This window comes from Pseudomonas sp. G5001 (assembly GCF_013385475.1).
Taxonomy (GTDB): domain Bacteria; phylum Pseudomonadota; class Gammaproteobacteria; order Pseudomonadales; family Pseudomonadaceae; genus Aquipseudomonas.
On the sequence record NZ_JACAPZ010000036.1, the window covers coordinates 151,507 to 164,975 of the forward strand.

Here is a 13,469-nt window from a genome sequence, read left to right on the forward strand (position 1 = left end):
AATAAAAAATCTGGATCAGAACTTGTCGAGGGTCTTGAGCCTGGTCTCGCGCACCACTTCCTTCGGCTTGTACGCGCAATACCCCGGGCGCGGCCCGATTTTCGGGTGATTGCGGCAAGTATCCGGGCGCTTGTCATAAATAGTGCAGAAGCGGCTCTTACGATCCAGGTACAGGCAATCGTTGTTGCTCATGCGCTGCAGGGTGAAGATCTCGGATTTGGCGTTGAAGCGCTCGACGATGCCTTCCTTCTGCAAGCGCTTGGCGATGTTCTTCGGCGGGTCGCCACGCTCGAACTCATCGACGATGCCGATGCGGATCAGGTCCTTGATCTTCACCTCAACCGGCAGGGTGCAGCAGCTCGACACACAGCCGCCACACATATGGCTTGAGTATTTCTGCCAGGTCTCGAGACGGTCGAGTTCCGCGGCGGCGATCAGTTGAGGCTTCATCAGGTTTCCAAGAGGGGTGTTATCCGGCGCGGGATCATACCGGAACTGGTGGTTTTTTGAACAATATCTTCCAGCTTTCAGCTCGAAGGCTGTGCCGAGCCACAAACGGGCACGGCCCCTGCATCAAATTCCCGCAAAGGTGAATGAGTTAAAAAACTGCCGAACCAGAGCGTCTACCGTCTGTCAGACCGTCTAGGCTCTAGCAACTCCTTCTATCTCGCCCGAGGTCGCATCGATGTCTCAGGAACCGCTTGTACGAGAAGCAGAGGTAGCCGCATTTCGCGATGCCGTCTTGACCAAACTTACCTATGCGGTGGGCAAGGACCCCGATCACGCCTTCGACCACGACTGGTTTGAAGCCATCGCACTGGCCGCCCGCGACCACATGGTCGACCACTGGATGGACCACACGCGGCACATCTACCGCAAGGGACAGAAGCGGGTCTATTACCTCTCGCTGGAATTCCTGATCGGCCGTCTGCTCTACGACAGCCTGAGCAACCTTGGCTTGCTGGACGTGGCCCGTGAGGCCATGAGCGAGTTGGGTGTGGACATGGAGCGCATTCGCCTGCTGGAGCCCGACGCGGCCCTGGGCAACGGTGGCCTTGGCCGCCTGGCGGCCTGCTTCATGGAAAGCATGTCGACCCTGGGTATCGCCGGCCATGGCTATGGCATTCGGTATGAGCACGGCCTGTTTCGCCAGGCGATTGTCGATGGCTGGCAGCAGGAGCAAACCGAACGCTGGCTGGATTTCGGCAACCCCTGGGAGTTCGAGCGCGCCGAAGTGATCTACCCGATCGGCTTTGGCGGTGGTGTGGAAACCGTGCTGGACGCGTCCGGCAAGTCGATCCAGGTCTGGTCGCCGAATGAAACCGTACGTGCGGTGGCGTATGACACCCCGGTCGTCGGCTGGCGCGGCGCCAGCGTCAACACCTTGCGCCTGTGGCGTGCCCGTGCGGTGGAAGACCTGCACCTGGAACGTTTCAACGCCGGTGACCACTTGGGCGCCGTCGCCGAGGTGGCCCGCGCCGAAAGCATCTCCCGAGTGCTTTACCCGGCCGATAGCACCGAAGCAGGGCAGGAGCTGCGCCTGCGCCAGGAGTACTTCTTCGTCTCCGCCTCGTTGCAGGATCTGCTGCGTCGCCACAAGAACATGCACGGCTCGGTATTGAGCCTGGGCGAGCACGCGGCCATCCAGCTTAACGACACTCACCCCTCGATCGCGGTGGCCGAGTTGATGCGTCAGTTGGTGGACCTGCACGACATCCCGTGGGATGCCGCCTGGGACGTCACCGTCGAAACCCTTTCGTACACCAACCACACCTTGCTCCCCGAGGCGTTGGAAACCTGGCCGGTCGGCCTGATGGAGCGCATGCTGCCGCGGCACATGCAGATCATCTACCTGATCAACGCCCAGCATATCGACTCGCTGCGGGCCAAGGGCATCCATGACTTCGACGTGCTGCGTGCCGTCTCGCTGATCGAAGAAGACAACGGTCGCCGCGTACGCATGGGCAACCTGGCGTTCCTCGGCTCCCACAGTGTCAACGGCGTATCCGGTCTGCACACGCAACTGATGCGCAGCACGGTGTTCTCCGAACTGCACAAGCTCTACCCGGACCGCATCAACAACAAAACCAACGGCATTACCTTCCGCCGCTGGCTGTACCAGGCCAACCCCAAGCTCACGGCGATGCTGGTGGAAGCACTGGGCCCGGACGTGCTGGATAACCCCGAACAGCGCCTGGCAGACCTGGAACCGTTTGCCGAGAAGCAAGCCTTTCGCAAGGCCTTCGCCGAACAGCGCCTGCACAGTAAGCGGGCACTGGCCGACATCATTCACGAGCGCCTGGGGATTTCGGTCAACCCGGCGGCGATGTTCGATGTGCAGGTCAAGCGGATCCACGAGTACAAGCGCCAGCTGCTGAACCTGATGCACACCGTCGCGCTGTACCAGGCGATCCGGGCCGAGCCGGGCACCGACTGGGTGCCGCGGGTGAAGATCTTCGCCGGCAAGGCCGCGGCCAGCTATCACCAGGCCAAGCTGATCATCAAGCTGACCAACGACATCGCCCGTACCGTCAACAACGACCCTACCGTGCGCGGGTTGCTCAAGGTGGTATTCCTGCCCAACTACAACGTCAGCCTGGCGGAAAGCATCATTCCGGCGGCCGACTTGTCGGAGCAGATTTCCACCGCCGGCTTTGAAGCCTCGGGCACCAGCAACATGAAATTCGGCCTCAACGGCGCGCTGACCATCGGCACCATGGACGGCGCCAACGTCGAGATGCACGAGCGCGTGGGTGCCGACCACATGTTCATCTTCGGCCTCAGCGCACAGCAGGTGGAAGCGCGCAAACACGCGGGCGAATTCAACGCCGGGCCAGAGATCGCCGCGTCCCATCGCTTGAATGATGTGCTGCAAGCGATTCGTGGTGGGGTGTTCTCACCGGATGATCCGGGCCGTTATGCCGGGTTGGTGGATTCGCTGATCGACTACGACCGCTTCCTGGTCTGTGCCGACTTCGATTCCTACTGGGATGCCCAGGCGCGGGTCGAGGCCCATTGGCACGACTCCAAGGAATGGTGGCGTTCGGCGGTGCTCAATACCGCGCGCATGGGCTGGTTCTCGTCGGACCGGACCATCCGCGAATACGCGACGGAAATCTGGAAAGCGTTGGATTAGACACCGCAATACAAAATGTGGGAGCGGGCTTGCTCGCGAAGGCGCAGCGTCAGTCGACAAATTTGTGACTGATCCACCGCCTTCGCGAGCAAGCCCGCTCCCACATGGGGTCCGTGTCGATATACTGAGCATCGCCTTTGCCCGCTTCGGGCTGCTTAGGGATATCGACAATGCAATGGATTTTCATGCTGATTGGCCTGGTGCTCGGCTGGACACTCGACGAGTCGTTCAGTGATGCGGGCATTGGTGCGCTGCTCGGTTTGGGCATTGGCCAGGCGATTCGCCTGTCGATGCTCGCCTCGCGTACGGAGGAACAAGGCCGTCAGCTGGAGTCTGCCCGCAACGCCCTGAAAGTGGTCGAGCAACGCCTGGCCTTGCTGGAAAGGCCTGCCGCCGTTGAAACCGCCGGACCTGTGTTTGTCGAAGAGCCGCTGCCGGTAGCGGCGCCGCCTGAACTCGTCTGGGAATTACCCGCCGAACTGGAACCCGCCTACGCAAGCGTGGTGGCCGAACCCAGCCAGCCATTGCCGGCTGATGTGTGGCGGGCCGAACCGAGCGCGAAAATCCCTGAACAGCCTGCCGCGCCGGCGGTGCCTCGCGGCCCCAACTTTATCGAGCGCGCAATCAGCGGTGCCCGCAACTGGCTGTTCGGTGGCAACACCGTGCTACGGGTCGGCGTGGTGTTGTTGTTCCTTGGCCTGGCTTTCCTGCTGCGCTATGCCACTGAAGGCATGGTGGTGCCAATCGAGTTGCGTTACGCAGGTGTCGCCGGTTGCGCATTGGCACTGCTGGGCCTGGGTTGGTGGCTGCGGCTGCGCAACAGTAATTACGGGTTGATGCTGCAGGGCACCGGCATTGCGGTGTTGTACCTCACGGTGTTCGCCGCGATGCGCCTGCACCCGCTGCTCGACCCCGGCGCGGCACTCGGCTTGCTGGTGGCGGTCACCGTTTTCTCGGCGATCCTGGCGATTACCCAGGACGCCCTCGGCCTGGCCTGCGCCGCTGCACTCGGCGGTTTTGCGGCACCGATCCTCACGTCCACCGGCGCCGGCAACCATGTGGCGCTGTTCAGCTATTTCGCCCTGCTCAACGCAGGCATTCTCGCCATCGCCTGGTTCAAGGCCTGGCGCCTGCTCAATTTGATCGGTTTTGTCGGCACCTTCGGCATCGGCTTCGCCTGGGGCATGCGCTCCTATACACCGGAGCTGCTGTGGAGCACCGAGCCGTTCCTGATTCTATTTTTCCTGATGTACCTGGGCATCGGCCTGTTGTTCGCCCGGCGCAAGTTGCTGGAGATGCGCGACGCGCCGGACGATGACAGCCGCGGCGCGTTGCTGCGCTGGTCGGCGGCCAAGGGCGATTATGTCGACGGCAGCATGCTGTTCGGTCCGCCGCTGGTGGGCTTCGGTTTGCAGTTTGCGCTGGTGCAGCACCTGGAATTTGCCGCTGCGTTCAGCGCGCTGGCCCTGGGCATTATCTATATGGGCCTGGCTCGTTTGCTGAGTGGCGGGCGCGCCTTGCTGCTGGCGGAAACTTGCCTGGCGCTGGGTGTGATCTTCGCCAGCCTGGCGATTCCGTTGGGCCTCGACGCACGCTGGACCGCGGCGGCCTGGGCCGTGGAAGGCGCCGGGATTTTCTGGCTCGGCCTGCGTCAGCAGCGGCCTTTGGCACGGGCGTTTGGCTTGCTGTTGCAAGTCGGTTCGGCGCTGGCGTTCCTCAGCGAATTGCGGATTGGCGAGACCAGCCTGCTGGACGGTGCACCCTTGGGTGCGTTGTTGCTGGGGGCGGCCTTGCTGTTCAGTTTCGACCAGTTGCGCAAGGCGCCGGTGGAGCACGCGGCGCAGTGGGAGCGTCGAGGCTTGCCGGTATTGGCCAGTGTGGGCCTGGGCTTCTTGTACCTGCTCGCACCGTTGCTGCTGTGGACCCAAGGCACGGCCATCAGTTGGGCGCTTGCCGGTCTTGCGACCTTGCTGGTGGGCCTGCGCATCGGCTCGCGTACGTTCCTCTTCACCGCGTTTGCCGTGCAACTGCTGGGTGGTGCGCTGTTCCTGCTGCGCCTGCAAGCGGGTGCTGATTCAGGCGCGGTGTTCAGTGCGGGCTGGAGCGGCTTGCTCACCGCATCGCTGATTGGCCTGGCATTGATCGGCGGCATGCTGCTGGCCGCGCGGGACACCATGGTGCGCAGCGATGTGCGGTTGTTGCGTGGCCTGTCGGTGGTGTTGCTCGCCGGGTTGGTGCTGATCAACCTGGCGGTGCTGTTTGTGCTGCCGTGGGAGACCGCCAGCGGCGTGTGGGCGGCCAGTGGTTTGTTGATCATCTGGCTGAGCCTGTACCTGCAACAGCGCGTCAGTTTTGTCTTCGGGTTGTTGCTGCAAGTGATCGGCGGCGCTTCGTTCCTGATCGCGGTGCCGGACCTGCTCGGGCCGCTGACCAGCGAGGGTTTGCGTCCTTTGGGCCATAGCGGTTTCTGGACGCCAATGGTGCTCGGGCTGGCGGCGCTGGTCGGTGCCTGGCGCTTGCAGCGCAGGCCTCATGCGCCGGTGTTCGAGGCGTTGAGTTTGCAGCGGCTGTCCGACGTGCTGCTGGTGTGGGGTGCGGGTTGGTGGACGCTGGCGTTGGTCAGCGAAGTGCTGCGGTTTGCACCATCGATGCTGCAAGGCACCTGGCTGTTGGCGGTAGCGGCGGTGAGTGTGGCGATCTGGGCGGTATTGGCCCTGAGGCTGCAATGGGCGTCGCTGGGCTTGCTGTGCACGCTGTTGATGCCGGCGGTGGGCGTGGTGTTGCTGGGCGCGTGGGGCTCGCGTTATCACCCGGCGGCGAACTTCGCCTGGCTGGCATGGGCAGCGGTGTTTGCGGTGCACTTCGTGTCGCTGCGACGCCTGGCTTCGGTCATTCCGGAGAAAGCCCTGAGCGCCGCGCATGTGCTTGGTTGCTGGCTGCTGATCGGCGTGCTGGCGCTGGAGCTGCGCTACGGCCTGTTGCTGCTGTCCGAGGAATACAACGCCTGGCGCTGGCTGGGCTGGGCGATTCTGCCAAGCCTATACCTGGTGCTGGCCGCCGCGCCACGCAGTTGGCCGTGGCCGGTGTCGGCGTACCCGCGCGAGTACCGGTTGTATGCCGCGTTGCCGCTGGCGGTGTTGATGCTCGGCTGGTTCTGGCTGGCGAATATCTTCAGCGACGGCACCGCCGAGCCGCTGCCGTATGTGCCGCTGCTTAACCCGCTGGATATTGGATTGCTATTCGCGCTGTTGGGTGTGTACCTGTGGTCCCGCAGTGCCGCACCGCAACGCGGGCCGCGCGCCGAACTGGTCGCCCAGGCGGTCTCCGGTGTCTCGTTGTTCGCCTTCTTCACTGCGCTGGTGATGCGCACGGCTCATCACTGGGGTGGCGTGCCGTTCCATCTGGATGCGTTGCTGGAGTCGATGCTGGTGCAGGCCGGGCTGTCGATCGTGTGGACCCTGATTGCCCTGAGCCTGATGATCGGCGGCCATCTGCGTCACCGGCGAGAGGTGTGGCTGATCGGTGCGGCATTGATTGCCGTGGTGGTGGCCAAATTGTTCTTCGTCGAATTGAGCAACCGTGGCGGGCTGGCGCGGATCGTATCGTTTATCGGTGTGGGCGGGCTGTTGCTGGTGGTGGGCTATTTCGCCCCGCTGCCCCCCAAGCGCTCCGAGCCGGTGGTTGAAACTGAAGGAGTGGCTTCTTGATGGGCAAGTTGAGTGTGGCGCTGTTGGGGTTGTGCACGACGTTATCGGCCTGGGCCCAGGAGACGCCCGCCGATTTCACCACGCGGGTGCCGCTGACGGTCAGTGGCGAAGGCCCGTGGTACCGCCTGGAACTGCCGCTGGCGGTGCAATTGAGCGCGCGTCAGGCCGACCTGGGTGATGTGCGGGTGTTCAACGCCGCTGGCGAGCCCCAGGCTTACGCACTGGCGCGGCAGTCGGCGCAAAGCACCGAAAGCCGCAGCCTGTCCAACGTGAAGTGGTTCCCGTTGTACGCTGCGGCTGACTCCTCCGAAGCCGTGCCCAGCGTGCGTGTGCAATCCACGTCCACCGGCACGCTGGTGCAAGTGCAGCCGCCGAGCCAACTGGAGGCCGGCGAAGAAGTGCTGCGCGGCTGGCTGCTCGATGCGAGTGCGATCAAGGCCCCATTGCAGCAACTGATCCTCGACTGGACGAGCGAGCGCGACGGCTTCCAGCGTTTCAGCATCGAAGCCAGCGACGACTTGCAGCACTGGCGCGCCTGGGGCGAAGGGCAGGTGGCGCGGTTGTCGTTTGCCGATGAGCGCGTCGAGCAGCATGAAGTGAGTTTGCCGGGGCAGTCGGCGCGGTATCTGCGCCTGCTGTGGAAGGGGCAGGCGGCACCGGCGCTGACGTCGGCGCAGTTGGAGAGTGTCAGCGCCCACAACCTGCCGTTGCCGCTGGTGTGGTCGCAGCCGTTGTCGGGCAGCCGGCTCAAGGCCGGGGAATACAGCTGGCAGTTGCCCAACGCACTGAACGTCGAACGCTTGCGAATCGACTTGAGCCAACCCAACAGCCTGGCGCCGGTCACCTTGTCGGGCCGCCGGGAAACTAATCAGGCCTGGCAACCCATGAGCAGCGGTTTGCTCTACCGGTTGACGCAAAATGGCCAGGACGTTTTACAGAACGAACTGCAGTTGCCGGGCCAGGCTGTTGCGCAGCTCAAGCTCGACGTGGACGAACGTGGCGGTGGCCTGGGCGTGGAGGCGCCGACCTTGAGCTTTGCGGTGCGGGCCACGCAGTTGGTGTTCCTGGCGCGGGGCGAGCCACCGTTCACCCTTGTGCTCGGCAATCCGTCGGTGAAAGGCGCGAACTTGCCGCTGTCGACCCTGATTCCGGACTACAGCGCCGAACGTCTAGCGGGGCTTGGGCAGGCCAAGGTGGCGGGCGAGGCGGTGGTCACATCGGCTGCGGTCGCGGCCCCGGTTGTTGCCGGGCCGAACTGGAAAAAGCTCGGTCTTTGGGCCGTGCTGCTGCTCGGTGTGGCGGCCCTGGGCGCCATGGCCTACAGTTTGCTGCGCAAGCCACCGGTGGCACGTTAAATAAAGTCCATGAACTCTATTGGGTTTAAATCCTCTGATAGGAGGAAATACGCCCCGACTCGCGTTAAACTGCGCGGGTTTTTAGCCCCCCATTTCCGGAGCCTTCCATGTCCCGCGTTACCCTGAGTCGCTATTTGATCGAGCAGACCCGCAGCAACAACACGCCTGCCGATCTGCGCTTCCTTATCGAAGTGGTGGCGCGTGCTTGCAAGGAAATCAGCCACGCCGTGTCCAAAGGCGCGCTGGGTGGTGTCCTGGGCAGCATGGGCACTGAAAACGTACAAGGCGAAGTGCAGAAGAAGCTTGACGTGATCTCCAACGAAATCCTGCTCGAAGCCAACGAGTGGGGCGGTCACCTGGCCGGCATGGCGTCCGAAGAAATGGACAATGCCTACCAGATCCCGGGCAAATACCCGAAAGGCGCGTACCTGCTGGTATTCGACCCACTGGACGGTTCGTCGAACATCGACATCAACGCGCCAGTCGGCACCATCTTCTCGGTACTGCGTTGCCCGAACGAATACCTGAGCCAGAACGAAGCCCTGAACGAAAAGGCCTTCCTGCAGCCGGGCACCGAGCAGGTAGCTGCCGGTTACGCGATCTACGGCCCACAGACCATGCTGGTGCTGACCCTGGGCGACGGCGTCAAGGGCTTCACCCTGGACCGCGAAATGGGCAGCTTCGTGCTCACCCACGAAGACATCACCATTCCTGCGTCCACCCAGGAATTTGCAATCAACATGTCCAACCAGCGTCACTGGGAAGAGCCGGTTACCCGCTATGTAGGCGAGTTGATGGCCGGCGAAGAAGGCCCGCTGAAGAAGAACTTCAACATGCGCTGGGTGGCTGCGATGGTTGCCGACGTGCACCGCATCCTGACCCGTGGTGGCCTGTTCATGTACCCACGCGACAGCCGTGAGCCGTCCAAGCCGGGCAAGCTGCGCCTGATGTACGAAGCCAACCCGATGTCGTTCCTGGTTGAACAGGCGGGCGGTGCGTCCACCGACGGCCACCAGCGCATCCTCGACATCCAGCCTGAAGGCCTGCACCAGCGCGTGGCGGTGTTCCTGGGTTCGAAGGAAGAAGTTGAGCGTGTGACCGGCTACCACAAGGCGTAAGTCCTTGCGGTAAGCAAAAGCCCCGAAACGTTTCAGCGTTTTCGGGGCTTTTTTGTTTTCGCTCGTCGGGAACCAGACACCTCTTTTCCCTTCTAAGCTTCTGGCAGACCCCCAAGCTGCTTCGTCTCTCCAGGAGTTTTTCCATGTCGTTACGCCGTCTCGCCCTGTTGTCGTTTTGCGTGCTTCTGGCCGCTTGCAGCAAGGTCACTCAAGAAAATTACGCAAAACTGTCGGCCGGCATGCCAAAGGCCGAGGTGGAGTCGTTGTTGGGCAAGCCGACTGATTGTTCTGGCGCGCTGGGTATGTCCAGTTGCACCTGGGGCGATAAAAACAGCTTTATCAGCGTGCAATATGCCGGTGACAAAGTACTGATTTTTTCCGGGCAAGGCCTGAAGTAAACCGGGGCGAAAGCCTGCGGGAGAAAAACAACATGATGCGTTTCGTTCTATACCTCTGCGCCAGCCTGTTTTTGGCGGGCTGCGCCAGCCATTCTGGCGATGATCTGCAACCCAAGACTGTTGGCAGCGTCAACCTCAAGCGTTACCAGGGTACCTGGTATGAGCTGGCCCGTTTGCCGATGTACTTCCAGCGCAATTGTGCGCAGTCCGAAGCCCGCTACACGCTGTTGCCCGATGGCAACATGTCGGTGTTCAACCGCTGCCTGACCCCTGAGTGGAAGTGGCAGGAAGCCAAGGGCACCGCAACGCCGCAGGTCGCCGGCAAGACCGACAAACTGTGGGTCGAATTCAATAACTGGTTCACCTCGCTGTTGCCGGGCGTGGCCAAGGGCGATTACTGGGTGCTGTACGTCAGCGATGACTACAAGACCGCCATTGTCGGCAGCCCGAGCCGGCGCTACATGTGGTTGCTGTCGCGCACGCCGACGGTCAGCGCCGACACCCGCGAAGACCTGCTGAGCAGGGCGCGGCAGCAGGGGTATGACACCACGCGTTTGATCTGGCGTACGTCGGACAAGCAGATGGCGAAGACCTCGCAGTAATACGAAACAGCGCCAATCCAATGTGGGAGCGGGCTTGCTCGCGAAGGCGGTGTGACAGTCACCAGATGTATTGACTGATCCACTGCTTTCGCGAGCAAGCCCGCTCCCACATTTGTTGTGTGTCGTCTGTCAGCCCAGCAAATCCCGCAAGACCTGGGTAAACGCCCGGCTGCTGTCTTCTTCGGCGGCGTGGTGCCCGTCGCGCACCACCCACTTCCCGTTGACCAGCACGTCGCGCACCTGGCGATCACCACCGGCAAACAACCAGCGATTGAGGATCCCGTCTTCGTTCGCTGTCGCCAGGTACGGATCGTTGCCGTCCAGCACCAGCCAGTCCGCACGTTTGCCAACTTCAAGGCGCCCAATCGGCTGCCCCAGCGCTTCGGCACCGCCGTCCAGCGCGGCATCGAACAGCGTACGCCCAACCATCGGCTGATCGCTGCGATACAGCCGGTTGCGCCGCTGGTCCCGCAGCCGCTGCCCATATTCCAGCCAGCGCAATTCTTCCACCACGCTCAGTGACACATGGCTGTCGGAACCAATCCCCATGCGCCCGCCCTGGGCCAGGAAGTCCACCGCCGGGAAAATCCCGTCGCCCAGGTTGGCTTCAGTGGTCAGGCACAACCCGGCAATCGCCCGGCTCCTGGCCATCAACGTCACTTCTTCCGGATTGGCGTGGGTGGCGTGCACCAGGCACCAGCGCTGATCCACTTCAACATGGTCATACAACCATTGCAGCGGGCGCTGGCCGCTCCAGGCCAGGCAGTCGTCGACTTCCTTCTGCTGCTCGGCGATGTGGATATGCACCGGGCACGCCTTGTCGCTGGCGGCCAGCACTTCGCTGATCTGTTGCGGTGTGACGGCGCGCAGCGAGTGGAAACACAGGCCCAGCCGTTGTGCCGGTTGCGCGGCCAGAATCGGTTGCAGGCGTGATTGCAGGCTCAGGTAATTTTCGGTGCTGTTGATAAAGCGGCGCTGGCCTTCATTGGGTGCCTGGCCGCCGAAACCGGAGTGGCTGTAGAGCACCGGCAACAACGTCAGGCCGATACCGCTGCTGGCGGCCGCCTGGCTGATTTGCCGCGACAGCTCCGCAGGGTCGGCATAGGGCTGGCCGCTGACGTCGTGGTGCACGTAGTGAAATTCGGCCACCGAGGTGTAGCCGGCCTTGAGCATTTCGATATACAACTGGCGCGCGATGACCTGCAACTGGTCGGGGCGGATCTTGCCGACCATCCGATACATCAGGTCGCGCCAGGTCCAGAAACTGTCATTCGGGTTGCCGGCCACTTCCGCCAGCCCGGCCATCGCGCGCTGGAAAGCGTGGGAATGCAGGTTCGGCATGCCCGCCAGCACGGGGCCCCTGAGCCGTTCGGCACCGTCTGCACTGGCGTTGGGCTCAACCTTGGTCAGCAGGCCATCGGCGCTGACTTCAAGACGTACATCGTTGGCCCATCCATTAGGCAGCAGCGCGCGTTCGGCAAAGAAAGCGGACATGATTCAGGCACCCCGGTCGTGTGTTTATTTGTATATACATATACAGACGTTTGCCTGCTCGGTAAACTCCGGCAAGCTATGCTTCTTTTTCACCTACAAGGATTTCCTGTGTCGACTCCGCCCGCCAAGTCTCCACTGGCTGCCCACATGGACGAAAGTCCGGCGCCCTTGTATGCCCGCGTCAAACAGATGATCAGCCAGCAGATTCTCAACGGCAACTGGCCGCCGCATTATCGCGTGCCTTCGGAGAGCGAACTGGTCAACCAGTTGGGCTTCAGCCGCATGACCATCAACCGAGCCCTGCGCGAGTTGACTGCCGAAGGCCTGCTGGTACGCATGCAAGGTGTGGGCACCTTTGTCGCCGAGCCCAAGAGCCAGTCGGCGCTGTTTGAAGTGCACAACATTGCCGATGAGATCGCCTCCCGCGGTCATCGCCATACGTGCAAGGTCATTACCCTCGGGGAAGAAGCCGCCGGTTCCGAGCGCGCCGTCGCGCTGGAAATGCGCGAAGGCGGGCGGGTGTTCCACTCGTTGATCGTGCACTACGAAAACGACATTCCGGTGCAAATCGAAGACCGTTTCGTCAACGCCCTGGTAGCACCGGAATACCTGCAGCAGGATTTCACCCAGCAAACGCCCTATGCCTACCTCAACCAGGTGGCGCCGCTGACCGAAGGCGAGCACGTGGTCGAGGCGATCCTGGCCGACGCCGACGAATGCAAGCTGCTGCAAATCGAAACCAGCGAGCCGTGCCTGCTGATTCGCCGCCGCACCTGGTCTGGCCGCCAGCCGGTCACGGCCGCACGTTTGATCCACCCCGGTTCCCGTCATAGCCTGGAAGGACGTTTCAGTAAATGAGTTCGATGAAAGTCTGGCGCGCTACCGATTACATTCGCATGCCGTGGAAAAACGGCGGCGGCAGCACTGAAGAAATCACCCGTGACGCGGGGGAGGGCCTTGACGGTTTCGGCTGGCGCCTGTCGATTGCCGATATCGCCGAGTCGGGCGGGTTCTCCACCTTTGCCGGGTACCAGCGCATTATCACCGTGCTGCAAGGCTCGGGCATGGTGCTGACGGTGGATGGCGAGGAACAACTCGGGTTGTTACCGCTGCAGCCATTCCCGTTCAAGGGTGACAGCCAGGTGTCCTGCCGTTTGATCGGCGGGCCGATCCGCGATTTCAACCTCATCTATTCGCCGCAGCGCTATCAAGCGCGGTTGCAATGGATGGACGGCACGCAGCGTTTCTTCAGTGCCGCGCACACCGTGCTGGTGTTCAGCGTGGCCGATGAAGTGAAGGTGCTCGGTGAGCGGCTGAACCGTCACGACTGCCTGCAACTGGACGGTAACACCGGCCTGCTGGATGTCAGTGTGACTGGCCGTTGCTGCGTTATCGAATTGACTGCCGCCGCCTGAACAGGTGGGGGTTTCTTCCCCCACATTTTGTTTCCCTCTTCCCGCACCAACTTGTTACCGAACGCCCCAGCATGGCGCAAAGCCCTGCCTCGATGACAAGTCTCCCGCGCTGTAAAAATCCCCCGTAAGAAAATTCATCATGCTGCGAAGCCTTGTTTTCCAAGGCTTCCACCCTCGTCCCGGAAAAATCTTCAAACCTTGCGCGCAAAGTTGGCCGCTTGATTGCATATGCTTGTATGTACAA

At 62.2% G+C, this 13,469-nt stretch carries 10 protein-coding genes; 8 read left to right on the forward strand and 2 right to left on the reverse strand.

Annotated elements, in window-relative coordinates; genetic code table 11:
- Positions 1-15: 15 nt before the first annotated feature.
- Positions 16-450, reverse strand: coding sequence for a YkgJ family cysteine cluster protein (locus HX805_RS26730; protein WP_177021045.1), 435 nt, complete (start codon positions 448-450; stop codon positions 16-18).
- A 235-nt stretch (positions 451-685) separates the two neighbouring features.
- Between HX805_RS26730 and HX805_RS26735 the strand changes: the two genes are divergently transcribed.
- From HX805_RS26735 to HX805_RS26760, 6 genes are all read left to right on the forward strand, one after another.
- On the forward strand, positions 686-3,136 hold the full coding sequence (locus HX805_RS26735) for a glycogen/starch/alpha-glucan phosphorylase (RefSeq protein WP_003217995.1): 2,451 nt from the start codon (positions 686-688) through the stop codon (positions 3,134-3,136).
- A gap of 170 nt (positions 3,137-3,306) precedes the next feature.
- On the forward strand, positions 3,307-6,843 hold the full coding sequence (locus tag HX805_RS26740; protein ID WP_177117450.1) for a DUF2339 domain-containing protein: 3,537 nt from the start codon (positions 3,307-3,309) through the stop codon (positions 6,841-6,843).
- A complete protein-coding gene (locus tag HX805_RS26745; RefSeq protein ID WP_177117451.1) occupies positions 6,843-8,198 on the forward strand; it encodes a DUF3999 domain-containing protein in 1,356 nt (451 codons plus the stop codon). Before HX805_RS26740 ends, HX805_RS26745 begins: the two co-directional genes overlap by 1 nt.
- 107 nt (positions 8,199-8,305) lie before the next feature.
- The gene (locus HX805_RS26750; protein ID WP_003217989.1) at positions 8,306-9,316 is read left to right on the forward strand and encodes a class 1 fructose-bisphosphatase; all 1,011 of its coding nucleotides are present in this window, start codon (positions 8,306-8,308) and stop codon (positions 9,314-9,316) included.
- 143 nt (positions 9,317-9,459) lie between these two features.
- On the forward strand, positions 9,460-9,714 hold the full coding sequence (locus HX805_RS26755) for a hypothetical protein (protein WP_003217986.1): 255 nt from the start codon (positions 9,460-9,462) through the stop codon (positions 9,712-9,714).
- 32 nt (positions 9,715-9,746) lie between these two features.
- Entirely contained in the window at positions 9,747-10,316 is a 570-nt protein-coding gene (locus HX805_RS26760; protein ID WP_003217984.1) for a lipocalin family protein, read from the forward strand.
- Positions 10,317-10,445: 129 nt separating this feature from the next.
- Here the strand turns inward: HX805_RS26760 and HX805_RS26765 are convergent, their stop codons facing one another.
- Positions 10,446-11,810: a formimidoylglutamate deiminase gene (locus HX805_RS26765; protein WP_087693348.1), complete on the reverse strand. Its 1,365-nt coding sequence runs from the start codon at positions 11,808-11,810 to the stop codon at positions 10,446-10,448.
- Between the two features lie 78 nt (positions 11,811-11,888).
- On the opposite strand from HX805_RS26765, the gene hutC reads away from it, so the two are divergent.
- On the forward strand, positions 11,889-12,668 hold the full coding sequence (gene hutC / locus HX805_RS26770; RefSeq protein ID WP_173406113.1) for a histidine utilization repressor: 780 nt from the start codon (positions 11,889-11,891) through the stop codon (positions 12,666-12,668).
- Complete coding sequence (locus HX805_RS26775; protein ID WP_003217978.1) at positions 12,665-13,225, forward strand: HutD family protein; 561 nt, start codon at positions 12,665-12,667, stop codon at positions 13,223-13,225. The genes hutC and HX805_RS26775 overlap by 4 nt, the downstream gene beginning before the upstream one ends.
- Positions 13,226-13,469 lie beyond the last annotated feature (244 nt).

Coding starts and splice junctions, on each gene's coding strand:
- HX805_RS26730 (WP_177021045.1), bottom strand. CDS start 450: ATGAAGCCTCAACTGATCGCCGCCGCGGAACTCGACCGTCTCGAGACC.
- HX805_RS26735 (WP_003217995.1), top strand. CDS start 686: ATGTCTCAGGAACCGCTTGTACGAGAAGCAGAGGTAGCCGCATTTCGC.
- HX805_RS26740 (WP_177117450.1), top strand. CDS start 3,307: ATGCAATGGATTTTCATGCTGATTGGCCTGGTGCTCGGCTGGACACTC.
- HX805_RS26745 (WP_177117451.1), top strand. CDS start 6,843: ATGGGCAAGTTGAGTGTGGCGCTGTTGGGGTTGTGCACGACGTTATCG.
- HX805_RS26750 (WP_003217989.1), top strand. CDS start 8,306: ATGTCCCGCGTTACCCTGAGTCGCTATTTGATCGAGCAGACCCGCAGC.
- HX805_RS26755 (WP_003217986.1), top strand. CDS start 9,460: ATGTCGTTACGCCGTCTCGCCCTGTTGTCGTTTTGCGTGCTTCTGGCC.
- HX805_RS26760 (WP_003217984.1), top strand. CDS start 9,747: ATGATGCGTTTCGTTCTATACCTCTGCGCCAGCCTGTTTTTGGCGGGC.
- HX805_RS26765 (WP_087693348.1), bottom strand. CDS start 11,810: ATGTCCGCTTTCTTTGCCGAACGCGCGCTGCTGCCTAATGGATGGGCC.
- hutC (WP_173406113.1), top strand. CDS start 11,889: ATGCTTCTTTTTCACCTACAAGGATTTCCTGTGTCGACTCCGCCCGCC.
- HX805_RS26775 (WP_003217978.1), top strand. CDS start 12,665: ATGAGTTCGATGAAAGTCTGGCGCGCTACCGATTACATTCGCATGCCG.